Annotated in this window: 21 protein-coding genes and 1 pseudogene; 13 read left to right on the top strand and 9 right to left on the bottom strand. The window is 73.4% G+C overall.

Going from position 1 to position 22,395, the window contains the following annotated elements; genetic code table 11:
* Positions 1-52: 52 nt before the first annotated feature.
* The 3 genes from ACF07S_RS18745 to ACF07S_RS18735 form a co-directional block, all read right to left on the bottom strand.
* Entirely contained in the window at positions 53-760 is a 708-nt protein-coding gene (locus ACF07S_RS18745; RefSeq protein ID WP_391964515.1) for a DUF2306 domain-containing protein, read from the bottom strand.
* Positions 761-1,784: 1,024 nt separating this feature from the next.
* A complete protein-coding gene (locus ACF07S_RS18740; RefSeq protein WP_391964514.1) occupies positions 1,785-1,982 on the bottom strand; it encodes a DUF1918 domain-containing protein in 198 nt (65 codons plus the stop codon).
* A gap of 89 nt (positions 1,983-2,071) precedes the next feature.
* Positions 2,072-2,989 (bottom strand): DMT family transporter, encoded by a 918-nt coding sequence (locus tag ACF07S_RS18735; protein WP_391974607.1) that lies wholly within the window; start codon positions 2,987-2,989, stop codon positions 2,072-2,074.
* On the opposite strand from ACF07S_RS18735, the gene ACF07S_RS18730 reads away from it, so the two are divergent.
* Both ACF07S_RS18730 and ACF07S_RS18725 read left to right on the top strand, forming a co-directional pair.
* Positions 2,988-4,433 carry a PLP-dependent aminotransferase family protein gene (locus tag ACF07S_RS18730; RefSeq protein ID WP_391964512.1) on the top strand — a complete coding sequence of 482 codons (1,446 nt, stop codon included), beginning with the start codon at positions 2,988-2,990 and terminating at the stop codon, positions 4,431-4,433. The genes ACF07S_RS18735 and ACF07S_RS18730 overlap by 2 nt on opposite strands.
* Before the next feature lie 40 nt (positions 4,434-4,473).
* Complete coding sequence (locus ACF07S_RS18725; protein WP_391964511.1) at positions 4,474-4,911, top strand: GNAT family N-acetyltransferase; 438 nt, start codon at positions 4,474-4,476, stop codon at positions 4,909-4,911.
* Between the two features lie 181 nt (positions 4,912-5,092).
* On the opposite strand, the gene ACF07S_RS18720 is transcribed toward ACF07S_RS18725, so the two are convergent.
* Positions 5,093-5,533, bottom strand: a complete 441-nt coding sequence (locus ACF07S_RS18720) for a DUF6314 family protein (protein ID WP_391974606.1) — start codon at positions 5,531-5,533, stop codon at positions 5,093-5,095.
* 120 nt (positions 5,534-5,653) lie between these two features.
* Here ACF07S_RS18720 and ACF07S_RS18715 point away from each other — a divergent pair.
* Positions 5,654-5,926: pseudogene (locus tag ACF07S_RS18715) on the top strand (alpha-N-arabinofuranosidase); the annotation flags it as partial.
* Positions 5,927-5,935: 9 nt separating this feature from the next.
* On the opposite strand, the gene ACF07S_RS18710 reads toward ACF07S_RS18715, so the two are convergent.
* Entirely contained in the window at positions 5,936-6,781 is an 846-nt protein-coding gene (locus ACF07S_RS18710) for a class I SAM-dependent methyltransferase (RefSeq protein WP_391964508.1), read from the bottom strand.
* A gap of 326 nt (positions 6,782-7,107) precedes the next feature.
* Here ACF07S_RS18710 and argC point away from each other — a divergent pair, with 326 nt between their 5' ends.
* The 5 genes from argC to ACF07S_RS18685 are packed head-to-tail and all read left to right on the top strand — an operon-like array spanning position 7,108 to position 11,962.
* On the top strand, positions 7,108-8,136 hold the full coding sequence (gene argC / locus ACF07S_RS18705) for an N-acetyl-gamma-glutamyl-phosphate reductase (RefSeq protein WP_391974605.1): 1,029 nt from the start codon (positions 7,108-7,110) through the stop codon (positions 8,134-8,136).
* Positions 8,133-9,284: a bifunctional glutamate N-acetyltransferase/amino-acid acetyltransferase ArgJ gene (argJ, locus tag ACF07S_RS18700; RefSeq protein ID WP_391964506.1), complete on the top strand. Its 1,152-nt coding sequence runs from the start codon at positions 8,133-8,135 to the stop codon at positions 9,282-9,284. Before argC ends, argJ begins: the two co-directional genes overlap by 4 nt.
* Entirely contained in the window at positions 9,281-10,183 is a 903-nt protein-coding gene (gene argB, locus ACF07S_RS18695) for an acetylglutamate kinase (protein ID WP_391964505.1), read from the top strand. The genes argJ and argB overlap by 4 nt, the downstream gene beginning before the upstream one ends.
* Positions 10,184-10,212: 29 nt before the next feature.
* Positions 10,213-11,418 (top strand): acetylornithine transaminase, encoded by a 1,206-nt coding sequence (locus tag ACF07S_RS18690; RefSeq protein ID WP_391964686.1) that lies wholly within the window; start codon positions 10,213-10,215, stop codon positions 11,416-11,418.
* A 7-nt stretch (positions 11,419-11,425) separates the two neighbouring features.
* The gene (locus ACF07S_RS18685) at positions 11,426-11,962 is read left to right on the top strand and encodes an arginine repressor (protein WP_391964504.1); all 537 of its coding nucleotides are present in this window, start codon (positions 11,426-11,428) and stop codon (positions 11,960-11,962) included.
* Positions 11,963-12,182: 220 nt separating this feature from the next.
* On the opposite strand, the gene ACF07S_RS18680 is transcribed toward ACF07S_RS18685, so the two are convergent.
* The 4 genes from ACF07S_RS18680 to ACF07S_RS18665 form a co-directional block, all read right to left on the bottom strand.
* Positions 12,183-12,920: an FAD:protein FMN transferase gene (locus tag ACF07S_RS18680; protein WP_391964503.1), complete on the bottom strand. Its 738-nt coding sequence runs from the start codon at positions 12,918-12,920 to the stop codon at positions 12,183-12,185.
* Between the two features lie 55 nt (positions 12,921-12,975).
* A complete protein-coding gene (locus ACF07S_RS18675; protein ID WP_391974604.1) occupies positions 12,976-13,794 on the bottom strand; it encodes an FMN-binding protein in 819 nt (272 codons plus the stop codon).
* A gap of 39 nt (positions 13,795-13,833) precedes the next feature.
* Positions 13,834-15,216, bottom strand: a complete 1,383-nt coding sequence (locus ACF07S_RS18670) for a ferric reductase-like transmembrane domain-containing protein (protein WP_391964502.1) — start codon at positions 15,214-15,216, stop codon at positions 13,834-13,836.
* 118 nt (positions 15,217-15,334) lie between these two features.
* On the bottom strand, positions 15,335-15,922 hold the full coding sequence (locus ACF07S_RS18665) for a pyridoxamine 5'-phosphate oxidase family protein (RefSeq protein ID WP_391964501.1): 588 nt from the start codon (positions 15,920-15,922) through the stop codon (positions 15,335-15,337).
* 341 nt (positions 15,923-16,263) lie between these two features.
* On the opposite strand from ACF07S_RS18665, the gene ACF07S_RS18660 reads away from it, so the two are divergent.
* From ACF07S_RS18660 to ACF07S_RS18640, 5 genes are all read left to right on the top strand, one after another.
* Positions 16,264-17,457 (top strand): argininosuccinate synthase, encoded by a 1,194-nt coding sequence (locus tag ACF07S_RS18660; protein ID WP_391964500.1) that lies wholly within the window; start codon positions 16,264-16,266, stop codon positions 17,455-17,457.
* A 98-nt stretch (positions 17,458-17,555) separates the two neighbouring features.
* Positions 17,556-18,992, top strand: coding sequence for an argininosuccinate lyase (gene argH, locus ACF07S_RS18655; RefSeq protein ID WP_391964499.1), 1,437 nt, complete (start codon positions 17,556-17,558; stop codon positions 18,990-18,992).
* A 170-nt stretch (positions 18,993-19,162) separates the two neighbouring features.
* A complete protein-coding gene (locus tag ACF07S_RS18650; protein ID WP_391964498.1) occupies positions 19,163-20,134 on the top strand; it encodes an aldo/keto reductase in 972 nt (323 codons plus the stop codon).
* Positions 20,135-20,225: 91 nt separating this feature from the next.
* Positions 20,226-20,795: a TetR/AcrR family transcriptional regulator gene (locus tag ACF07S_RS18645; protein WP_391964497.1), complete on the top strand. Its 570-nt coding sequence runs from the start codon at positions 20,226-20,228 to the stop codon at positions 20,793-20,795.
* On the top strand, positions 20,792-22,357 hold the full coding sequence (locus tag ACF07S_RS18640; RefSeq protein ID WP_391974603.1) for an MFS transporter: 1,566 nt from the start codon (positions 20,792-20,794) through the stop codon (positions 22,355-22,357). The genes ACF07S_RS18645 and ACF07S_RS18640 overlap by 4 nt, the downstream gene beginning before the upstream one ends.
* Positions 22,358-22,395: the final 38 nt, after the last annotated feature.

Raw genomic sequence — 22,395 nt, 5'->3', positions numbered from 1 at the left:
GCCGGACGACCCGGCGGCGTTGCCCCGGTCGCTCACTCGGCTCGATGCCTCGTCACAGTGGCCCCCCGCGACCACGCGCTGTTGCCTGCAGTCCCGTGCTGTCGGTGGACGCGGGCGTCTCGGGTGCGGGTTCGGTGGTGAGGTGCAGGGCGGGCAGTCCGCGGCGGCGGACCATGAACTCGGCGACAACCAGGTTGGGCAGCCAGCACAGGAATCCCAGCGGCAGGTAGGCGTTGTCCATGATGCTTTCGACCGAGTCGCCGCTGTCCATGAACGGAATCTGAACCGCAGTCAGGGCGCCGAACCAGAGACGCAGTGTCACCGCGGCGTAGGTGAGTGCGAAGTTCCTGATCACCCAGGCCTGGTGGCTGGGGATGTCGCGTGCGCGGATCGTCCTGTATGCCTGCCAAGCCGTCCATCCCCACAGCACGGAAAGCGAGCCGAAGCCGAAGAACCCCACCATTCCGGCTGTGTTGAACACCGACATGATGAGGCCCGACAGGGATCCGAGGGCGACGCCGGCCAAATACACTCGCCCGATCCACCGGTGCAACGCCCGGCGGCGGGCACGGACGCGCCGGGAGAACTGCCACGGGCCGAGCGCCAGTGCCAACCCGGCGGAGACGATGTGCACGTAGAACGTCAGCTGTACCAGCAGGGGCCGCTCGGCGTAGCCGTTGGCCAGCCCGACCTCATTCCGGCTCAGCTCGTCCAGCGTGCCCTGCGCGTACTGGCCGGAGAAGTAGGCGGCGATCGCCACCGACGAGAAGGCGATCCAGGCCCAGCTCCGCCGCCCCCGTGGTCTCTTCCGGCGGGGGGTGACTTCTGCGGGTGGTGCGACGGCGGCCATACGAACTCCCAGTTCTCCCAGGCGCCACACGAGATGTGACTGCCTCTAACATACGGCAATGTTAGAGACAGTCACATCAGATTCGCGCAAGCTCATGGCGCTGGGCGGCCGACGGGCGGAAGACCGACGCGTGCCCGGCTCCGCCACGGCGAGGAGGTCCGCGGTGTGCGGTACGGGCCACCGCACCGCACGCCGTTCCGAGGTCTGTCGTGAAAGCGCTGGTCACAGCCACGAGCGAGGCTCAGGACCTGGGGATCGGACCCGAGCCGGACGCGCAGGGCGTACCCCCCGAGGGGGCGATCGACCGGGATCGGGCAGACCGGCGTCGGCGCGCCGGCCGGGAGGATACGCCCGTGCTCACGGTGGTCACCGAGGACAGCCCGCCGACGCGGGGCGGGTCCCTGATCGACGAGATCGTCCGGGAGGGCGCCGGGCGGATGCCGGCCGCCGCGCTGGAGGCCGAAGCCGGCGCCCGCACGGCCGGCCGTCCGGCCACGCTGTCCGCAGACGCCCGCAGAGCCCGCACGTCCGCGTGGATCCGTCCGGGGAAGCCCGCACCGGCCTTCCCCGGGCTGCGCCCGCCTGCGACGGCCCCACCACGTGACCGTGCCGCACCGCCGGCGCCTCGGGCACCCGCTCCCCGTGGTGACGTGTCCGGCCGAGGCCGGCGCCGTCATCGGGGCGTCGATGCGGGTGCCGGCCGGCGGCCCTGGCGGCGAGCCGGGCAAAGGGTCCCCCGCGTGGCCGAAGTCGTTCGGGCGGACCTCCTGACGGCTGGTGGACGCCCGGGCGTCCCGCGAGATGTCCTGCCGACGCGGCAAGGCCGGAAAGAGCGTGCCGCCCGCCCCGTACGTCTCGCCGTGACAGGCGGGAAGCGGCTGCCGGAGGTGACGCACCCGTTGTCCCGGCCCGACGCCGGGCGGGGGGACGGCCCCTAGCGCTGTCGCGTCGCCCGGTGCCGGATCTCGGTGTCGGGGCCGGGCGAGCACACGCCCTCGTGACCGTCCTCGAAGCGGACACGGTAGGGCGGGTTCCCTTCCTGGCCCATCACTTCGACGATCTCGCCGACCTTGTCGTGCTGTCCGACCACCCTGCCGTGCTGGACAAGCTGGTCACCCTCGGTTGCGCGCATCGGGGCCTCCTCACCGAACGCGGGAGCAGCGGTCCGTGTCCTCGCGTCCACGACGGTGCCCGCCACCCGGCGGCGGGCCGCAGGACTCCTCAGCCGCGTGCCCGCTGGGTGACGGCGATGCACACCAGCACCGCCGCGGCCGTCAGCGGAGCGGCCGCCGTCAGGTGCTCGTTCAGCAGCAGCACCGACCACACCAGTGTGAGCAGCGGCTGCGCCAGCTGCAACTGGCTGGCCCTGGGGATGCCGATGGCCGCCATGCCCCGGTACCAGACGATCAGCCCGAGGAACTGCGATCCCGCGGCCACCCACAGCAGGCCGGTCACGCTGTGGGCGGTCAGCCGCACCGGCTCGACGCTCAGCGCGATCGCGGCGGCGGGCACGGCGAGCGGCAGGCACAGCATCAGCGCCCAGCCGATCACCTGCCAGCCCGGCATCACCCGGGCCAGCCTGCCGCCCTCGGTGTATCCGGCCGCGCACACCAGGAGCGCCGCGAACAGGTAGAGGTCGGCCGTGGTCAGCGCGCCTCCGCTCTGCTGCACGGTGAACGCCACGACGGCGGCGGCCCCGGCGAGCGCGGCGACCCAGAAGACGCGCGAGGGCCGGGTGCCCATGCGCAGGGCGGACAGCAGCGCGGTGGTCAGCGGGAGGAGGCCCACCACGACGGCGGCGTGCGCGGTGGTCGAGGTCTGAAGGGCCAGGGTGGTCAGCATCGGGAAGCCGATCACCACCCCGGCGCCGACCACGGCGAGCCCGGGCCGGTGCTGCCGGGACGGCAGGGGGACGCGCAGGGCGAGCAGGCAGCCGCCCGCGATCACCGCCGCGAGCACACTGCGCACCGCCACCAGCGACCACGGGCCGAAGCCCTCGAGGCCCCATGCGGTGGCCGGGAAGGTGAGGGAGAAGGCGACGACGCCGAGGGCGGCCTGGAGGGTGCCGAGGCCGCGGCCGTCCCGGGAGGCGGGGACCGCTATCGCCGATGCGGTGGTAGCGCTACTCTGTGCTCTCATGCAGCAGCGTAGCAGCGTGGGCGAACTGGCGGATCGACTGCGGCAGGAGCTGGACCGCTACTCTCCCGGAGGGAAGCTGCCGTCCAGTCGGGCCCTGGTGGAGCGGTACCGGGTGAGCCCCGTGACCGTCTCCCGGGCGCTGGCGCGGCTCGCCGCCGAGGGACTGGTGGTCACCCGGCCCGGCGCAGGCGCCTTCCGCGCGCGGCCACGCGCCGCGGGTGCCCCCGCGGGGGACACCTCCTGGCAGGAGGTCGCCCTCAGCGCGGACGGCGCCGCCGACCTCGTACCGCGCTCGGTGGACGCCTCCGGCGTACTGGTCTCGCTCGCCGCGCCGCCGCCCGGGGTGATCGAGTTCAACGGCGGCTATCTGCACCCCTGCCTGCAGCCGGAACGGGCGATGGCGGCCGCGCTGTCCCGGGCCGGACGCCGGCCGGGCGCCTGGGGGCGCCCGCCCGTGGAGGGGCTGCCGGAGCTGCGCGAGTGGTTCGCGCGCGAGGTCGGCGGGCCGGTGACCGCGGCGGGCGTGCTGGTCACCTCGGGCGGGCAGTCCGCGCTGACCACCGCCCTGCGCGCACTCGCCCCGCCGGGTGCCCCCGTGCTCGTCGAGTCGCCCACCTACCCGGGCATGCTGGCCATCGCCCGCGCGGCCGGACTGCGCCCGGTGCCCGTCCCGGTGGACGCGGACGGGATACGGCCCGCGCTGCTCGCCGACGCGTTCAAGGCGACCGGCGCCCGGGTCCTCGTCTGCCAGCCGCTGTTCCAGAACCCGACCGGCGCCGTGCTCGCACCCGAGCGGCGCGGCGAGGTGCTGCGCATCGCCCGCGCGGCGGGCGCCTTCGTCGTCGAGGACGACTTCGTCCGGCGGCTGGTGCACGAGGACGCGGGTCCGCTGCCGCGCCCGCTCGCCGCCGACGATCCCGACGGGGTCGTGGTGCACGTCTGCTCACTGACCAAGGCGACCTCGCCCAGCTTCCGGGTGAGCGCCCTGGTCGCGCACGGCCCGGTGCTGGAGCGGCTGCGGGCCATCCAGGTGGTCGACACCTTCTTCGTGCCCCGCCCGCTCCAGGAGGCCACCCTGGAACTCGTCGGCTCGCCCGCCTGGCCGCGCCATCTGCGCGCGGTCTCGGCCGCCCTGCGGGCCCGCCGGGAGGCGATGACCGCCGCGCTCCGCCTGCACCTGCCCCGACTCGCCCTGCCGCACATCCCGTCCGGCGGCTACCACCTGTGGCTGCGGCTGCCGGACGGCACGGCCGAGACGGCTCTCACCGCCGCCGCCCTGCGCGCGGGCGTCGCCGTCACCCCCGGCCGCCCCTACTTCAGCGCCGAACCCCCGGCCGGACACCTGCGGCTGAGCTTCGCGGCGGTGGCCGGCACCGGGGAGATCGCGGAAGGCGTACGGCGCCTGCGCACCGCCTGCGACGAGGTGCCGGGACAGCTCGGATAACGGCTCGACGCCGGACCGCGCGACCTGCGAGCATCCCGCCATGACCGACCTTCCGCGCCTGCCCGAGGGCTACGAGATCTCCGCCGACCGCGCCCGCATCGACGCCGGACGGGTGCACCGGTGGCTGTCCACCGACGCGTACTGGGCGCTGGGCCGCCCCCGTGAGAAGCAGGACCGGGCGATCGAGGGCTCGCTCAACTTCGGCGTCTACGACACGGTCTCGGGGGAGCAGGCGGCGTACGCCCGGGTCGTCACCGACCGGGCGACCTTCGCCTGGCTGTGCGATGTGTACGTCGACCCGTCGGCGCGGGGCAAGGGCCTCGGCACGGCCCTGGTGGCGGCCGTGCGGGAGGAACTGCGGTCCTGCGGGGTGAAGCGCGTCATGCTCGCCACGCACGACGCGCACGGTGTCTACGCCAGGCTCGGGTTCCGCCCGCTGGACCGGCCGGACCACTGGATGGCGCTCACCCACGAATGACCGGCACCAGGGCCGTGCCCCCCGTTTCGGGCGGCTTGTCCCGCCGCGTCCTTGCGGCGCTGGTCCATGTGCTGAAGGCACCGCCCGCCGCCTACCGGAACATCGACGTCCGCCCGCTGTCGACGATCGGCGTCGCCGGCCGGGCGGGCCGGTGGAGCCTGCGTCCGGAGGGGGTATCCGCTCAGGCCACGCGCGCGTAGCCGGTGATCAGCTCCAGGTCCTTGGCGGGACCGCGCACCCGCCAGACCGTCCGCCAGTGGTCCGCGTCGCGCACGGTGAACTCCCCCCGGTAGAGGTCCGCCGAGCAGGGGTGGCCGGCGACGTACCGGCCGGCGCGCAGGTCCAGGTCGTGGAACGGGCGGCCGTCCGCGAACCGTACGTCCGCCGTGCCGTCCGGCCCGGGGAGGAAGCGCAGGGTCCGCCCGGCGGGCCGGGTGACGCCCCGCCAGGTGAAGTCGCCGGACTCCCGCTGCAGCAGGCCGCCGCCCTCCAGCGGGCCGAAAACGACGGTCCCCTCGAAGCGCCCCCGGTCGCCGCTCGCCAGGTCGCGCACGCTCCGCTCCGCCCGCCAGCGGCCGTTCAGGTAGTCCAGTGTGTCGGGCACCGGCCAGAACTCGCCCATCCCGTTCCGTTCTCCGTGCTCTTGCGTCGGCGCACGACCCATCGACGTGCTCCTGCCTCCTCCCCATCTTGCCGTTCGAAGCGCCGGCCGATGGCCGGCGCTTCGAACGCTCGGGTGTCGTCCACGGAGTACTCCACCGTCGACAACGGCGCGTACGCGCCCCCGGCCTCCTGGCCGGTGGCCGGCACGGCCGAGGCGGTGAGCGACTCCGGACGGCTCCACGAGCGCAACCGCAACCGCAACCACCTCTCCCTCGGTGCCGGCTCCTCCGTCACCGATGCCGGGTACGACACCGGTATCCGGGCGGAGCGGGGCGGGCGATGCGATTTCTCCGTGCGGGCGCGCGCCGGGGACGGCGGTTGCCTCACGGTCGCGCTGAAGGACGCCGCCGGGCCGCCGCCCTCACGGACCCGGAGCCGCGGCGGCCGTCCCGGCGCCGGCGTTCCGTCCCGGCCGGTCCGCCGTGACGAGGTAGTAGTCGAGGATCCCCTGTTCGTAGGCGCGCAGGAAGTTGCGCGGCCAGGTCCCCGGGGCCCACCACCGGCTGAGCCAGAGGTCCCACCCCGGCCATACCTGCGGCCCGATCGACTCGACGCGCACGCCCGTGAGCCCGGCCTCCGCGAACGCGTCGGCGAGCGCCCTCACCGGCCGTGCGATGTCCAGGCCGCTCGCGTACGAATCCAGCAGCCGTGCGAGTTCCTCGGGCCGGCCGGGCGCGTCGTCCACGGTGAAGAAGCTGGCGACGGCCACCCGGCCACCCGGTCGCAGCACCCGCCACGTCTCCGCCGCGAAGGCGCCGAGATCCGGGAAGTGCTGAGCGGCCTCCACGCTGATGACGGCGTCGAACCCACCGTCTTCCACGGGCATGCTCTCCGCGGCCCCCTGGACGAACCGCAGCCGTGCCGGCTCCTGCCGGAGCAGCTCGGCATGCGCGTCGCGCGCCCGCCGCAGCTGCTCCGGATGGATGTCCATGCCGGTGACCGCGGCGGAGCCGTGTTCCCGCAGGGTCACCGCGCATCCCATGCCGAGCCCGCAGCCCACTTCCAGGACCTTCGGCCCTGGCGGTGACCCGGCGGCGTCCAGGACGCGCCGGTAGAGGTCCTCCTGGCTGCGGATCCGCTCCACCTCGCTGAGCGGCAGGCCCAGGTCCACGGCTCGCCAGTACCCGAAGTTGATGAATCCCCCGGCGAAGCTCCGCTGGCCGCTCAGATCGGCCGGACCGTACGTCTCCCGCACCACGGGCCGCATGACGGGACGAACCCGCCGAACACCGTCCGACACTGTGCCGCACCTCCTGAAAACGCCTCCACCGCATGGTCGTACGCGGTTCTCCGCGATCCCGTGCCGTCCGTGCGGGCCGCTCGGCCCGGCCGTGACGACGCCGCGCACGACGGACGGGGGACGGCGGTGCCCCAGCATGGCAGGCATTCCGCGGCCGCGGGAGCCGTTTCGGTGACCCACCCGTCACCGGCCGGCCGGAACACCCGGTCGCACCGTCCCGGAGCCGCGACACCGCACGGCATTGCATAAACGTGCAGCGAAACGTATAGTCATGCCATCGAGGAGGAGGTTCCATGACCGTACGTGCCGCGGTGGCCGGAGCGAGTGGATACGCGGGCGGCGAACTGCTGCGTCTGCTGCTCACCCACCCCGAGGTCGAGATCGGCTCCCTGACCGGCAACTCCAGCGCCGGCCGGCGGCTCGGCGCGCTGCAACCGCACCTGCTGCCGCTCGCCGACCGGGTCCTGGAGCCGACCACGCCCGAGGTCCTCGCCGGACACGAGGTCGTCTTCCTCGCGCTGCCGCACGGCCGGTCCGCCGCCGTCGCCGAGCAGCTCGGCCCCGAGGTCCTCGTGATCGACATGGGCGCCGACTTCCGGCTGGAGGACGCCGCCGACTGGGAGCGGTTCTACGGCTCCCCGCACGCCGGTACCTGGCCCTACGGCTTGCCGGAACTGCCGGGTGCCCGCGCCGCGCTGGAGGGTTCCGGGCGCGTCGCGGTGCCCGGCTGCTACCCGACCGCCGTCTCGCTGGCCCTCTTCCCGGCGTACGCGGCCGGACTCGCCGAGGCGGAGGCGGTGATCGTCGCCGCGTCGGGGACCTCCGGCGCCGGCAAGGCGCCCAAGCCGCACCTGCTGGGCTCGGAGGTCATGGGCTCCATGGCGCCGTACGGCGTGGGCGGCGGACACCGGCACACCCCCGAGATGATCCAGAACCTCAGCGCGGCGGCGGGCGAGCGCGTCTCCGTGTCCTTCACCCCGACCCTCGCCCCGATGCCCCGCGGCATCCTCGCCACGTGCAGCGCGAAGGCGCTCCCCGGCGTCACCGCCGAGTCCGTGCGGGCCGCCTACGAGAAGGCCTTCGCCGACGAGCCCTTCGTCCACCTGCTCCCCGAGGGCCAGTGGCCCGCCACCGGGTCCGTCCAGGGTTCCAACGCCGTTCAGGTGCAGGTCGCGTACGACGCGGCCGCGGGACGGATCATCGCGATCAGCGCCATCGACAACCTCACCAAGGGCACCGCGGGCGGTGCCCTGCAGAGCATGAACATCGCCCTGGGCCTCGACGAGACCACGGGACTGACGACGATCGGAGTTGCGCCGTGAGTGTGACGGCAGCGAAGGGATTCACGGCGGCGGGCATCGCCGCCGGGATCAAGGAGAACGGCAACCCCGACCTGGCCCTCGTGGTCAACAACGGCCCCCGCCGCGCCGCCGCCGGCGTCTTCACCTCCAACCGCGTCAAGGCGGCGCCCGTGCTCTGGTCCGAGCAGGTGCTGAGGAGCGGGCAGCTGTCCGCCGTCGTCCTCAACTCCGGTGGCGCCAACGCCTGCACGGGCCCGAAGGGCTTCCAGGACACCCACGCCACCGCCGAGAAGGCCGCCGGGGTGCTCGGCACCGGCGCGGGCGAGGTCGCCGTCTGCTCGACGGGACTCATCGGCGTCCTGCTGCCCATGGACAAGCTGCTCCCCGGCATCGAGGCGGCCGCCGCCGCGCTCTCCGAGCACGGCGGCGAGAAGGCCGCCATCGCCATCAAGACCACCGACACCGTGCACAAGACGTCCGTCGTCACCAGGGACGGCTGGACCGTCGGCGGCATGGCCAAGGGCGCCGGCATGCTCGCCCCCGGCCTCGCCACCATGCTCGTCGTCCTCACCACCGACGCCGACCTCGACAGCGCGACCCTCGACAAGGCCCTGCGCGCCGCCACGAAGGTCACCTTCGACCGGGTCGACTCCGACGGCTGCATGTCCACCAACGACACCGTGCTGCTGCTCGCCTCCGGCGCCGCCGAAGTCACCCCGGCCTACGCCGAGTTCGCCGAGGCCGTACGCGCCGTCTGCGACGACCTCGGGCAGCAGCTCATCCGTGACGCCGAGGGCGCCGGCAAGGACATCAAGGTCGAGGTGATCAACGCCGCGACCGAGGACGACGCCGTCGAGGTGGGACGCTCCATCGCCCGCAACAACCTCCTCAAGTGCGCCATCCACGGGGAGGACCCCAACTGGGGCCGCGTCCTCTCCGCCATCGGGACGACGACGGCCGCCTTCGAGCCCGACGAACTCAACGTCGCCATCAACGGCGTCTGGGTGTGCAGGAACGGCGCCGTCGGCGAGGACCGCGAACTGGTCGACATGCGCTACCGCGAGGTGCACATCGTCGCCGACCTCGCCGCCGGCGGGCAGACCGCCACCATCTGGACCAACGACCTCACCGCCGACTACGTCCACGAGAACAGCGCCTACTCCTCATGACCACCACGCGTAAGCACACCGCGCTGCCCAAGGCCCGGATCCTCGTCGAGGCCCTGCCCTGGCTCACCCGGCACCACGGGAAGACCGTCGTCATCAAGTTCGGCGGGAACGCCATGGTGGACGAGGACCTCAAGGCCGCCTTCGCCCAGGACGTGGTCTTCCTGCGGCACGCCGGCCTCAAACCGGTCGTCGTGCACGGCGGCGGCCCCCAGATCAGCGCCGCGCTCGACAGGCACGGCATCGCCAGCGAGTTCAGGGCCGGCCTGCGCGTCACCACCGAGGACGCCATGGACGTCGTCCGCATGGTGCTGGCCGGACAGGTGCAGCGGGAACTGGTCGGGCTGCTGAACCGGCACGGACCGCTCGCCGTCGGCCTCACCGGCGAGGACGCCCACACCCTCACCGCGACCAGGCACCAGCCCCTGATCGACGGCGAACCGGTCGACATCGGGCGGGTGGGCGAGATCACCGGCATCGACACGGGCGCGATCGAGGCGCTCCTCGCCGACGGCCGTATCCCGGTCGTCTCCTCGATCGCCCGCAGCCAGGACGACCACCACGTCTACAACGTCAACGCCGACACGGCGGCCGCGGCGCTCGCCGCCGCACTGGGCGCCGAGACCCTCATGGTCCTCACGGACGTCGAGGGGCTCTACGAGGACTGGCCGGACTCCGACGAGGTGATCAGCCGCCTCACCGCGTCCCAGCTCGAGAAACTCCTGCCGGAGCTGTCCTCCGGCATGGTGCCGAAGATGGAGGGGTGTCTGCACGCCGTGCGCAACGGCGTCACCACCGCCCGCGTCATCGACGGCCGGGTCCAGCACTCGATCCTGCTGGAGATCTTCACGGACGAGGGCATCGGCACGATGGTCGTGCCCGACGAACAGGGGGAGTCGTGAGCAACGCCGTGGGCGACGCGGACAGCGTCATGGGCAACCGGGAACTGACCACCCGGTGGCAGGGCGCGCTCATGAACAACTACGGCACCCCGCGGCTGCCCCTCGTGCGCGGCGAGGGCGCGCGCGTGTGGGACGCCGACGGCAGGGAGTACGCCGACTTCGTGGGCGGGATCGCCGTCAACGCGCTCGGCCACGCCCACCCGGCGGTGGTCGAGGCCGTGAGCCGGCAGATCGCCTCCCTGGGACACGTCTCCAACCTGTTCGTCGCCGAGCCGCCCGTGGCACTGGCCGAACGGCTGGTCCAGCTCTTCGGCCGCGACGGCAGGGTCTACTTCTGCAACTCGGGTGCCGAGGCCAACGAGGCCGCGTTCAAGATCGGCCGGCTGACCGGGCGGACCCACATGGTCGCCACCGACGGCGGCTTCCACGGCCGCACCATGGGCGCCCTCGCGCTGACCGGCCAGCCCGCCAAGCGGGAGCCCTTCCTGCCGCTGCCCGGGGACGTCACCCACGTCCCCTACGGCGACGCGCAGGCGCTGGCCGCCGCGGTCACCGAGGACACCGCGCTGGTGGTCGTCGAGCCGATCCAGGGCGAGAACGGCGTCGTCGTCCCCCCGCCCGGGTATCTGAAGGCGGTCCGCGCCATCACCGCGGCCACCGGCGCGCTGCTCGTGCTGGACGAGGTGCAGACCGGTGTCGGCCGTACCGGCAACTGGTTCGAGTACCAGGCCCACGAGGGCGTCCTGCCGGACGTCGTCACCCTCGCCAAGGGGCTGGGCGGCGGGCTGCCGCTCGGCGCCACCGTCGCCTTCGGGCGCGCCGCGGACCTGCTGCGGCCCGGCCACCACGGCACCACCTTCGGCGGCAACCCGGTCGCCTGCGCCGCCGGACTCGCCGTTCTCGACACCATCGCGAACGACGGGCTGCTGGAGAACGTCAAGCGGCAGGGCGAGAAACTCCGCCAGGGGATCGAGGCGCTCGGCCACGGTCTGGTCGACCATGTCCGGGGCGCGGGCCTCCTCCTGGGTATCGTGCTCACCGGGCCGCTCGCACCCCAGGTGCAACAGGCGGCTCAGGACGCCGGATTCCTCGTGAACGCGCCCGCCCCCGATGTCGTACGGCTCATGCCGCCGCTGACCCTCGGGGACGACGCGGTGGACGCCTTCCTCGGGGCGCTGCCCGGCATCCTCGACGGGGCCGGCAGGCCGGGCGGGGAAGGACGATCCGGAGAATGAGACGACGATGAGCCAGGAGCAGGACCAGGGGCAGCAGGGGCCTGCCGTGCCGCAGACGCGCACCGCACGCCACCGCCGGATCGTGGACATCCTCAACCGGCAGCCGGTGCGCTCGCAGAGCCAGCTGGCGAAGCTGCTCGCCGACGACGGGCTGAGCGTCACCCAGGCGACGCTCTCCCGGGATCTGGACGAGCTGAACGCGGTGAAGATCCGCAACACCGACGGCGACCTGATCTACGCGGTGCCGAGCGAAGGGGGCTTCAGGACCCCGCGCGCGCCGCTGGGAGGGTCGGCCAAGGAGGAGCGGATGCGGCGGCTCTCCCAGGAACTGCTGATCTCCGCGGAGGCCTCGGCGAACCTCGTCGTCCTGCGCACCCCGCCCGGCGCGGCCCAGTTCCTCGCCTCCGCCATCGACCAGGCGGAACTGCACGACATCCTCGGCACCATCGCCGGTGACGACACGCTGCTGCTGATCAGCAGGGAGCCGGCGGGCGGGCAGGCGCTGGCCGAACACCTGCTGCGGCTGGCGCAGAACGGCCACTGAAGGGGGCGGGTCCGCGGGCCGCGGGCGGGCCGGTGACCGGCCGGGCGGTTTCCCGCGCCCCTGCGGGGGGTGCCGTGCAGCCGTCGGCGGCGGCCGGCCCGGTCGTGCCCGAACGGCCCGGGGCGCATCTCCCGGGCGGCACGGGCGTACCCCAGGGCTTCGAAGAGCCGGGAGGAGCCGGGGCGGGCACCCCGCGAACGTGGGTGGGCGCACCGTCGCCTCAGCCCAGGCGGGCGGCCAGCCCCCCGGTGCACCGGACCTCGTCCCCCGCCGTGATGAGCAGGCCCTCGACGTCCGGCAGGGACTCCAGCCACCGCAGCCCCTCCCGCGACCCCATCGCGAAGGCCGCGGTGGCCCAGCAGTCGGCCCACGTCAGGCGGGGCGCCACGACCGTCACGGCGACCAGGTCGGTGACCGCGGAGCGGCCCGTGCGGGGGTCGACGATGTGATCGCCGCGTTCGGCGGTGCCGGAGGTGGCCACGGCCAGCTCGTCCGCGCCGGCGGCGGAGACGACGGCGGCGAGACCGCCGGGGCGCAGCGGGTCCGACACACCGACCCGCCAGGGCCGCTGCGCACCCGGCGCACCCAGCAGCTGGACGTCGCCGCCGCCGTTGAGGTTCACGCCCGTCGCCCCGGCCTCGGCGAGCCGCCGTGCCGCCCGCTCGGTGGCCCAGCCCTTCACGATCCCGGTCGGGTCCAGACGGCCCCCGTAGCGGGGACTGAACCAGCCCTCGCTCACCCGCTCCGCCTCGGCGGCCAGTTCCAGCACCTCGGCGACCTCGGGACCGCACTCCCCGACGGCCAGTTCACCGCGCGCCAGCCGGGACACCTGGCTGTCGTCGCGGTAGGTGCTGAACATCTCGTCGACGCGGCGCAGGCCGGCGACCGCCTCCTCCAGCGCCGCGCGCACCGCGGCGGGATCCCCGCCGCGGACGTCGAAGGAGAAGACGGTGCCCATCGTCTCCTCCGTACGACGCACCGCGGCGGGAGCCTCCGCGGGGCCGGCCCCCCGGTCAGCCACCGGCCCGGTCCAGCGCCGACTGGAGCGACTGCCGGTACCCGGCGCTGGTGTAGGTGGCCCCCGACACCGCGTCGATCTCCGCGCTCCCGGCCGCCACCGCCGCCCGGTTGGGCTTCGGTACGGCGTCGGAGGTGATCCGATCGCTCCGGCCGCCCCCGGGCGCCCGGACCGCCTCGGCCCCGGTGATCCTCCCGCCGCTGACGGTGACCCGGACCTGGACGGGTCCGTACTGCGTCTGTGCCACGTCCCCGGTGACCGTCCGGGCCCGCGCCTCTCCGGCGCCGTCCCCGGACCCCTGCCCGGGACCGGCCGGCTGCGAGGGCCCGGGCGACCCGGATGACCCGGGCGACCCGGATGACCCGGCCGCCCGCGCCTTGTCCAGCGCCGACTGGAGCGACTGCCGGTACCCGGCGCTGGTGTAGGTGGCCCCCGACACCGCGTCGATCTCCGCGCCCTGCGCCGAGACGGCCGCCCGGTTCAGTCTGGGCACGGCGTCGGAGGTGATCCGATCGCTCCGGCCGCCCTTGGGGGCCCGGACCGCCTCGGCCTTGGTGATCTTCCCGCCGCTCACCGTCAGACGGACCTGCACCGCGCCGTACCGGGTGCGTGCCGCGTCCCCGGTGGCCGTGCCGTCCGCGATGGCCTGGGCGCCGCCCTGCGGGGACCGGGCCGCCGCGGGCGGGACCGCGCCGCCGGCCGCGGCGGCCGAGCCCGGATCGGAGGCCGGCTTGAGCGACAGCAGCAGCACGATCCCGGAGACGGTGGCGGCGGTCGCGAGCACGACGCGCCGGACGGGGTGGGACTTCCTCATCGCTACTCAGGCTCCTGAAGGGTGTGGACGACCCGTCGCTCACATCTCGAACGACTCGTGATGGATACGGCGGGCGGGAACCCCGGCGCCGCGCAGTGCCTCGTACACCGACCGGGCGAACCCGGGCGGCCCGCACATGAAGACGTCGTGCCGGTCGACGTCCGGGATCTTCCGCCGCAGGCTCTCCGCCGAGATGTCGGGGCGCTCCCCGCCGGGGCTGTTCACCGCGTACATCAGGCGGGCTCCGCGCTCGTCGGCGATCCTGGCCAGCTCGCCCCACAGCGCCAGGTCCTGCGTGCTGGTGGCGCGGTAGAGCAGGGTGATGTCACCGGAGGCGCCGGGCAGCGTCTCGAACAGCGCCCGCATCGGGGTGATGCCCACGCCGCCCGCGACCAGCAGCACCTTGCCGCGGCTGCGGCGCTGCGCGGTCAGCGCCCCGTACGGGCCCTCCGCCCAGACGCGTGTGCCGGGTTGCAGTTCGCGCAGCCGGGAGCTGTGGTCGCCGATCGCCTTCACCGTGATCCGCAGCATGTCCGGGCGGGGCGCCGCCGACAGGGAGTACGGGTGGGAGCTGAACCGCATCCCGGGCGCCAGGAACCGCCAGCGGAAGAACTGCCCGGCCTCCGCGCCCATCCGGTGCAGCCTGCGCCCGCCGATCAGCACCGACACGATGCCCGGCGTCTCCTCGACGACCGCCTCGACCCGCATTCGGTGCCGCAGGTTCAGCCGCAGCGGGGTGATGATCCGGTACCACAGGACCAGCGCGGTCACGGTGCCGTAGAGCCCGTACCAGAAGGTCTTCGCGGACGGTTCGACGGCGAACTCGTTGCCGGTGGTGATCTGGTGCCAGAACGTCAGGTAGACCGCCGCGTAGGTGAGCAGGTGCACGTGGTACCAGCCGTCGTACGGCAGCCGGCGCCGGATGCCGCCGACGGAGAGGAGGGCGATCACGAACAGCAGCCCGGTGCCGGTGGCGGCCTTGCCCATGTCCGGCAGCGTGGTGACGGAGGTGACGGTCTGCTGTGCGATGCCGCCGAGGCTCCTGCCCGCCTGACGGGCGTAGCCCCACATGATCAGGAAGACATGGGCGACGACCAGGCAGACGGTGTAACGGCCGCTCATCGCGTGCCAGCGGGCGACCCGGTCCGAACCCACCCGGCGTTCCAGCGCGGGCACCCGCGCCATCTGGAGCACGACCAGGGCCATCAGGTAGCCGGCGAGCAGACCGGTGATCCGGCCCGCGGCGACGATCCTCCCGGTGGTGCCGGCGATGGACGGTGTGCTGTTCCACCACAGCCACAGCACGGCCCCGGCGCCCGCGCCCACGGCGAGCAGCAGGGGCACGGCGGGGGAGCGGCGCGGACGGATGCGCCGCATCGTCTGGCGGCGGGCGGCGCGGCCGCCGGCGAGCGTGGTGGTCACGGTTCCTCCGTGGGGACTTGACCCTTGGCCCACAGATACGTGCCGCCACGCGGGAGTGTTCAGCCGGCCCCCGCCCGCTCCGCGTCGCCGGAGGGCGCCCGGCCACCGGGGCGCGGGCTCAGACGGGGGACGGGGGCAGCGGCAACGGCAGTCCGGGCAGCCCGTCCAGGCTCGTCGCGATGTGCTCCTTCTTGGCGAAGTACGCGTTCAGGGAGGCGTCGTCCTCCCGGGCGAACCGCTTGCCGTGCAGGTCGCGTTCGCTCTCGTACGCCATGAAGGGCACCGCGTAGCCACAGGTGTCCCGGATCTGTTCGGCCGTCACGACGACGATCGCGCGCAGGCCGTGGACGGCCGGGTCGATGTCGGGGAAGCGGCCGAGCAGCCCGGGGAAACGCGGGTCGTCCCGGAAGACGGGTTCACCGCGGCCGTGGACGCGCACGATGTTCGGCGGGCCCTGGAAGGCGCACCACATCAGGGTGATGCGTCCGTTCTCCCGCAGATGGGCGACGGTCTCGGCGTTGGAGCCGGCGAAGTCGAGGTAGGCCACGGTGAGCTCGTCGAGGACCGCGAAGGATCCCTTGAGTCCTTTGGGCGAGAGATTGACCGTGCCGTCGGCGGACAGGGGTGCGGTGGCGGTGAAGAAGACCGGCTGTTCCTCGATGAAGGCGCGGAGGCGGCCGTCTATGCGCTCATAGGTCTTTCCCATGTCCAACGATTATGGAGGCAATTCCTTTGTTCGTCTAAGGAATTACCGGAGTGCGGGAGGAGGGCTGCGGCCGCCCCGGCCGGCGCGCACACGGGGTGGCCACGGCGCCCGTCACCTCGCTCGGTGAGGGGGTGACGGCAGGGGAGTCCGCGCCGGAGGGCCGTTCGGTGGTGCGGCCGGCGGCGGTGGCGACGCGGCTGCCGGTGGCGAGGTGGTTGCGGCACGTGCGCGAAAGCGGTTCTCGGCGTCCGGCCCGGTCGGGGTACCGGCGACGAATTGACGAATCATGCGGACTACTGCATACTCATGCATGTCAGCGAATGCACTGTGAGGAGAAACCCGTGACCGAGCGCGTCGTACTCGCCTACTCAGGCGGTCTGGACACCTCCGTCGCCATCGGCTGGATCGCCGAGGAGACGGGCGCCGAGGTCATCGCCGTTGCGGTCGACGTCGGCCAGGGCGGCGAGGACCTGGACGTCATCCGCAAGCGCGCGCTCGCCTGCGGTGCCGTCGAGGCCGAGGTCGCGGACGCCAAGGACGAGTTCGCCGAGGAGTACTGCCTCCCGGCGATCAAGGCCAACGCCCTCTACATGGACCGCTACCCGCTGGTCTCCGCGCTGTCCCGGCCGGCGATCGTCAAGCACCTCGTCGCCGCCGCGCAGAAGCACGGCGCCACCACCGTCGCCCACGGCTGCACCGGCAAGGGCAACGACCAGGTCCGCTTCGAGGCCGGCATCGTCGCCCTGGCCCCCGACCTGAAGTGCATCGCCCCGGTCCGTGACTACGCCATGACCCGCGACAAGGCCATCGCCTTCTGCGAGGCCAAGGGCCTGCCGATCGCGACCACCAAGAAGTCCCCGTACTCCATCGACCAGAACGTCTTCGGCCGCGCCATCGAGACCGGCTTCCTCGAGGACATCTGGAACGCCCCGATCGAGGACATCTACGAGTACACCCAGAACCCGGCCGCCGCCCGCGAGCCCGACGAGGTGATCATCTCCTTCGAGGAGGGCGTCCCCGTCGCCGTCGACGGCAAGCCGGTCACCGTGCTCCAGGCCATCCAGCAGCTCAACGAGCGCGCCGGCGCCCAGGGCATCGGCCGGATCGACATGGTCGAGGACCGCCTCGTCGGCATCAAGTCCCGCGAGGTCTACGAGGCCCCCGGCGCCCTCGCCCTGATCACCGCCCACCAGGAGCTGGAGAACGTCACCGTCGAGCGCGAGCTCGCCCGCTACAAGCGGGGGGTCGAGCAGCGCTGGAGCGAGCTGGTCTACGACGGCCTGTGGTTCTCCCCCCTCAAGCGCGCCCTGGACGGCTTCGTCGACGAGGCCAGCCGGCACGTCACCGGCGACATCCGGATGACCCTGCACGGCGGCCGCGCGGTCGTCACCGGCCGGCGCTCCGAGTCGTCGCTGTACGACTTCAACCTGGCCACCTACGACACCGGCGACACCTTCGACCAGGCCGCCGCCAAGGGCTTCATCGACATCTACAGCCTGTCGTCGAAGATCGCGGCCAAGCGGGACCTCGCGTAACCGCCCGACGGTCCCTCACACGCACTAGCCTGACAGCCGCCTCCTCACCGATCCGTGGGGAGGCGGTGGCACATCGACAGCCTTGAGGAGCAACGCAAGTGAGCAGCAACAGCGGTGACGTACGGCTCTGGGGCGGCCGCTTCGCCGACGGTCCCGCGGAGGCCCTGGCGAAGCTGTCCGCGTCCGTCCACTTCGACTGGCGGCTCGCCCCCTACGACATCGCCGGGTCCCGCGCCCACGCGCGCGTCCTGCACGCGGCCGGGCTGCTCACCGCGGACGAGCTCACCCGCATGATCGAGGGTCTGGACCGGCTGGAGGCGGACGTCGCCGACGGCTCGTTCACCGGCACCGTCGCCGACGAGGACGTGCACACCGCCCTGGAGCGCGGCCTGCTGGAGCGGCTCGGCCCCGACCTCGGCGGCAAGCTGCGGGCCGGACGGTCGCGCAACGACCAGGTGGCGACCCTCTTCCGGATGTACCTGCGGGACCACGCCCGCATCATCGGCGGCCTGATCGCCGGTCTGCAGGACGCGCTGGTGGGTCTCGCCGAGGCCCACCCGGACGTGGCCATGCCCGGCCGCACCCACCTCCAGCACGCCCAGCCGGTGCTCTTCGCCCACCACGTGCTCGCCCACGTGCAGGCGCTGTCCCGGGACGCCGAGCGGCTGCGCCAGTGGGACGAGCGCACCGCCGTGTCGCCGTACGGCTCGGGCGCCCTCGCGGGCTCCTCCCTCGGCCTGGACCCGGAGGCGGTGGCCAAGGACCTCGGCTTCGAGCACGGCAGTGCCGCCAACTCCATCGACGGCACCGCCTCCCGGGACTTCGTCGCCGAGTTCGCCTTCATCACGGCGATGATCGGCGTGAACCTCTCCCGGATCGCCGAGGAGGTCATCATCTGGAACACGAAGGAGTTCTCCTTCGTCACCCTGCACGACGCCTTCTCCACCGGCTCGTCGATCATGCCGCAGAAGAAGAACCCGGACATCGCCGAGCTGGCGCGCGGCAAGTCCGGCCGCCTGATCGGCAACCTCACCGGCCTGATGGCGACGCTCAAGGCGCTGCCGCTGGCGTACAACCGGGACCTGCAGGAGGACAAGGAGCCGGTCTTCGACTCCATCGACCAGCTGGAGATCCTGCTGCCCGCCTTCACCGGGATGATGGCCACCCTCACCGTGCACCGCGAGCGCATGGAGGAGCTGGCCCCGGCCGGGTTCTCGCTCGCCACCGACATCGCCGAGTGGCTGGTCAGGCAGGGCGTTCCGTTCCGCGTCGCGCACGAGGTGGCCGGCGAGTGCGTCAAGGCCGCCGAGGCCGAGGGCAAGGAGCTGGACGAGCTGACCGACGAACAGTTCGCGAAGATCTCCGTCCACCTCACCCCCGAGGTGCGCACGGTCCTCGACGTCCCCGGCGCCCTCGCCTCCCGCGACGGCCGCGGCGGCACGGCACCGAGCGCGGTCGCCGCGCAGCTCGCCGAGGTGAGGACGGACGTGGCGGCCCAGCACGCGTGGGCCGACGCGAAGCGGCGGAACCGATGAGACGCCGCCGAGGGAACACCCCCTCGGGGGCGTGGGGCCCGCGGGGCGGGCCGCGCACCGCCCGCACCCGCCGCAGCACCGCACGAACAGCGCCCTGAGGCGGAAGCCGAAGGTCATCGCGGGTTACGTTGGTCGCGAACCGCACCGGAGCCGACCGAACGGAGCCCGCGATGCCCTTCGCCCGACTGGCGACAGCGACGACCCCCACCTGCCACATCGGTCTGGGTCTCGCCGCCGTCGGCCGCCCCGGCTACATCAACCTCGGCCGGGACCGGGACCTCGGAGACGACCGCGGCGTCGAGACGCTGCGCACCCGCACCCACGAACTCCTCGACGCCGCCTACGCCCAGGGCGTGCGCTACTTCGACGCCGCCCGTTCCTACGGCCGGTCCGAGGAGTTCCTCGCCGGCTGGCTGGAGAGCCGGCCCGACGCCGACGACGTCGTCATCGGCAGCAAGTGGGGCTACACCTACACCGCCGACTGGTCCACCGACGCCGAGCGGCACGAGGTCAAGGACCACTCCCTCGCGGCGTACGAGCGTCAGCGCGCCGAGTCCGGGGCGCTGCTCGGGGACCGGCTGGACCTGTACCAGATCCACTCGGTGACCCCGGAGAGCCCCGCCCTCACCGACAAGGAGCTGCACGCCCGGCTCGCGGAGGCGGCGAGCCGGGGACTCACCGTCGGCTTCTCCACCAGCGGCCCGGCCCAGGCGGACGCCATCCGCACCGCCCTCGCCGTCACGGTCGGCGGCGAGCCCCTCTTCCGTACCGTCCAGTCCACCTTCAACGCGCTGGAGACCTCCGCCGGGCCCGCGCTCGCCGAGGCCCATGACGCCGGGCTCACGGTGATCGTCAAGGAGGGCATGGCCAACGGCCGCCTGGCCGGCCCGAACGCCCCCCGGGCGCTGCGGGAGGTCGCCGAGGAGAGCGGCCTGGGGTGTGACGCCGTCGCCCTCGCCGTCGTCCTGCGTCGGCCGTGGGCCGGTGTCGTGCTCTCCGGAGCGGCGACCACCGCCCAGCTCGCCTCCAACCTGCACGCCCCCGCCGTCGACCTCACCGACGACCAGCTCTCCCGCCTCGCCGCACTGGTCGAGGAGCCGCACACCTACTGGGAGCGGCGCGGAGAGCTGCCCTGGCACTGAGCGCCGGTTCTCCGCACCGCCTCTCCGCACATCATGAGACGCGTACGATCCGTATGAGACATCAATGTCTCATACGGGGTATCGTTGTCTCATGGCTGTCGATCGTGACCATGTGCTGCGCAGCGCCGCGGCCCTGTTGACCCGCAGATCCACCGCGACCATGGACGAGGTCGCCAAGGCCGCCGGAATCAGCCGCGCCACGCTGCACCGGCACTTCGCCGGGCGGGACGCGCTGGTCCGGGCCCTGGAGGAGCTCGGCATCGCGGAGTGCGAGGCCGCCCTCGAGGCGGCCCGGCCCGACGAGGGGCCCGCCGGTGACGCCGTACGCCGCCTGGTCGCCGGGATCGAACCGCACGCCCCGCTGCTGGCCTTCCTCTACAGCGAGAACCAGCTGTTCGAGGGCGGGGCCCAGAACGAGGGCTGGACCAGGATCGACGAGCGTGTCGCCGGCCTGTTCCGGCGCGGCCGGGCGAGCGGCGAGTTCCGCGTCGACCTGACCCCGGCCTGGCTCACCGAGGCACTCTACGGACTGCTCGCCTCCGCGGCCTGGGCGGTGGCCGAGGGCCGCGTCGCCCCCAGGGACTTCACCCACATGGTCACCGAGCTGCTGCTCGGCGGCGTCCGGCACCCGGACGGCCCGGCGCGGAGGGAGGAGGCATGACCGGCGTCCTGCGGCCCGGGCCCCCGGCCGAGGCGGTCCGGCGGCCCGGCCGGTGGCTCGCGCTCGGCGTCCTCGTGCTCGCCGTGCTGCTGGTGGCCGTCGACGCGACCGTCCTCGGCCTGGCCACCCCGTACATCAGCGAGGACCTCGCACCCACCGGCAGCCAGCTGCTGTGGATCGGGGACGTCTACTCGTTCGTGATCGCCGGTCTGCTCGTCTCCATGGGCAGCCTCGGCGACCGTGTCGGCCGCAAGCGGATCCTGCTCTGCGGCGCCACCGCGTTCGGCGCGATATCCGTGCTCAACGCCTACGCCGGCACACCCGAGCTGATGATCCTCGCGCGGGCGCTGCTCGGCGTCGCCGGCGCCACCCTGATGCCGGCCACCCTCGCCCTGATCCGCAACCTCTTCCACGACCCGCGCGAACGCAGCCTGGCCGTCGGCATCTGGGGCGCGACGGCATCCGCCGGCGCGGCGGTCGGACCCGTAGCCGGCGGATTCCTCCTCGAACACTTCTGGTGGGGCTCGGTCTTCCTGATCAACCTGCCGGTCATGGCCGTCCTGGTGGCCGTCGGCGTCAAGCTGCTCCCGGAGTCCCGCAACCCCCGCCCCGGCCCCTGGGACCTGGTCGGTGTGGTCCTGTCGCTGCTCGGCATGGTCGGCGTCGTCTACGCGGTGAAGGAGACCGCGGCGCACGGCCCGGAGGCGACCGGCCTGGCCGCCGGAGTACTGGGCGCGGGCGCCCTCTACGGGTTCGTACGCCGCCAGCTCACCCTCACCGCCCCGCTGCTGGACATGAGGCTGTTCGCGCACCGCGGCTTCAGCGGGGCCGTACTGGCCGACCTGCTGTCCATCCTGGGACTGTCCGGGCTGGTGTTCTTCCTCTCCCAGTACCTGCAACTCGTCCAGGGCAGGCGCCCGCTCGAGGCGGGACTGGCCGAACTGCCCGCCGCGATCGGCGCGGTGGCCGCCGGACTGCTGGCGGGCCGGGCCGCCCGGCGCTTCTCGGTGCGCTCGGTCGTCGCCGGCGGACTCGCCGCCGTCGGTCTCGCGCTCGCCGCGCTCACGGTGATCGACCGGTCCACCGGCTACCCCCTGCTCGGGGCGGCGCTGCTGGTGGTCGGCGCCGGTGCCGGTCTCTCCTTCACCGTGACCGCCGATGTGATCCTCTCCAGCGTGCCCAGGGAACAGGCGGGCGCCGCCTCCGCCGTCTCCGAGACGGCCTACGAACTCGGCGCGGCCCTCGGCATCGCCGTCCTCGGCTCCATCGTGACCGGCGTCTACCGCGACTTCACCGGACCCGCGGGCACCCCGGCGGAGGCCCACGAGTCGCTGGGCGGCGCGGTGGAAGCGGCGTCCGCACTGCCCGCGCACACGGCCGGACCCATGCTGGACGCGGCCCGCCAGTCCTTCGTCGACGGCCTCGCCCTCGCGGCAGGCACCGGAGCGGCGGTCCTGCTGGCGGCGTCGGCGGCGGCATGGTTCATGCTGCGTGGCCAACGGCTGGACAGCCGGCCCCAGGACTGCGGGAACCGGGGCGGCAGCCGGGCGGCCGGGCGATAAGGAGCGCGGGAAGCCGGGGCCGGCAACCGGGCGGCCGG

This window comes from Streptomyces sp. NPDC016640, assembly GCF_043076215.1.
In the GTDB taxonomy this organism is placed as follows: Bacteria; Actinomycetota; Actinomycetes; order Streptomycetales; family Streptomycetaceae; genus Streptomyces.
Note: the sequence above shows the minus strand (reverse complement) of the source record. Positions and strands in the feature narration are given on the sequence as shown.

Coding starts and splice junctions, on each gene's coding strand:
- argB (WP_391964505.1), top strand. CDS start 9,281: ATGACCACCACGCGTAAGCACACCGCGCTGCCCAAGGCCCGGATCCTC.
- ACF07S_RS18730 (WP_391964512.1), top strand. CDS start 2,988: ATGCAGCAGCGTAGCAGCGTGGGCGAACTGGCGGATCGACTGCGGCAG.
- ACF07S_RS18645 (WP_391964497.1), top strand. CDS start 20,226: ATGGCTGTCGATCGTGACCATGTGCTGCGCAGCGCCGCGGCCCTGTTG.
- argC (WP_391974605.1), top strand. CDS start 7,108: ATGACCGTACGTGCCGCGGTGGCCGGAGCGAGTGGATACGCGGGCGGC.
- ACF07S_RS18725 (WP_391964511.1), top strand. CDS start 4,474: ATGACCGACCTTCCGCGCCTGCCCGAGGGCTACGAGATCTCCGCCGAC.
- ACF07S_RS18675 (WP_391974604.1), bottom strand. CDS start 13,794: ATGAGGAAGTCCCACCCCGTCCGGCGCGTCGTGCTCGCGACCGCCGCC.
- ACF07S_RS18680 (WP_391964503.1), bottom strand. CDS start 12,920: ATGGGCACCGTCTTCTCCTTCGACGTCCGCGGCGGGGATCCCGCCGCG.
- ACF07S_RS18640 (WP_391974603.1), top strand. CDS start 20,792: ATGACCGGCGTCCTGCGGCCCGGGCCCCCGGCCGAGGCGGTCCGGCGG.
- ACF07S_RS18650 (WP_391964498.1), top strand. CDS start 19,163: ATGCCCTTCGCCCGACTGGCGACAGCGACGACCCCCACCTGCCACATC.
- ACF07S_RS18685 (WP_391964504.1), top strand. CDS start 11,426: ATGAGCCAGGAGCAGGACCAGGGGCAGCAGGGGCCTGCCGTGCCGCAG.
- ACF07S_RS18720 (WP_391974606.1), bottom strand. CDS start 5,533: ATGGGCGAGTTCTGGCCGGTGCCCGACACACTGGACTACCTGAACGGC.
- ACF07S_RS18710 (WP_391964508.1), bottom strand. CDS start 6,781: ATGCGGCCCGTGGTGCGGGAGACGTACGGTCCGGCCGATCTGAGCGGC.
- ACF07S_RS18665 (WP_391964501.1), bottom strand. CDS start 15,922: ATGGGAAAGACCTATGAGCGCATAGACGGCCGCCTCCGCGCCTTCATC.
- ACF07S_RS18735 (WP_391974607.1), bottom strand. CDS start 2,989: ATGAGAGCACAGAGTAGCGCTACCACCGCATCGGCGATAGCGGTCCCC.
- ACF07S_RS18740 (WP_391964514.1), bottom strand. CDS start 1,982: ATGCGCGCAACCGAGGGTGACCAGCTTGTCCAGCACGGCAGGGTGGTC.
- ACF07S_RS18690 (WP_391964686.1), top strand. CDS start 10,213: ATGGGCAACCGGGAACTGACCACCCGGTGGCAGGGCGCGCTCATGAAC.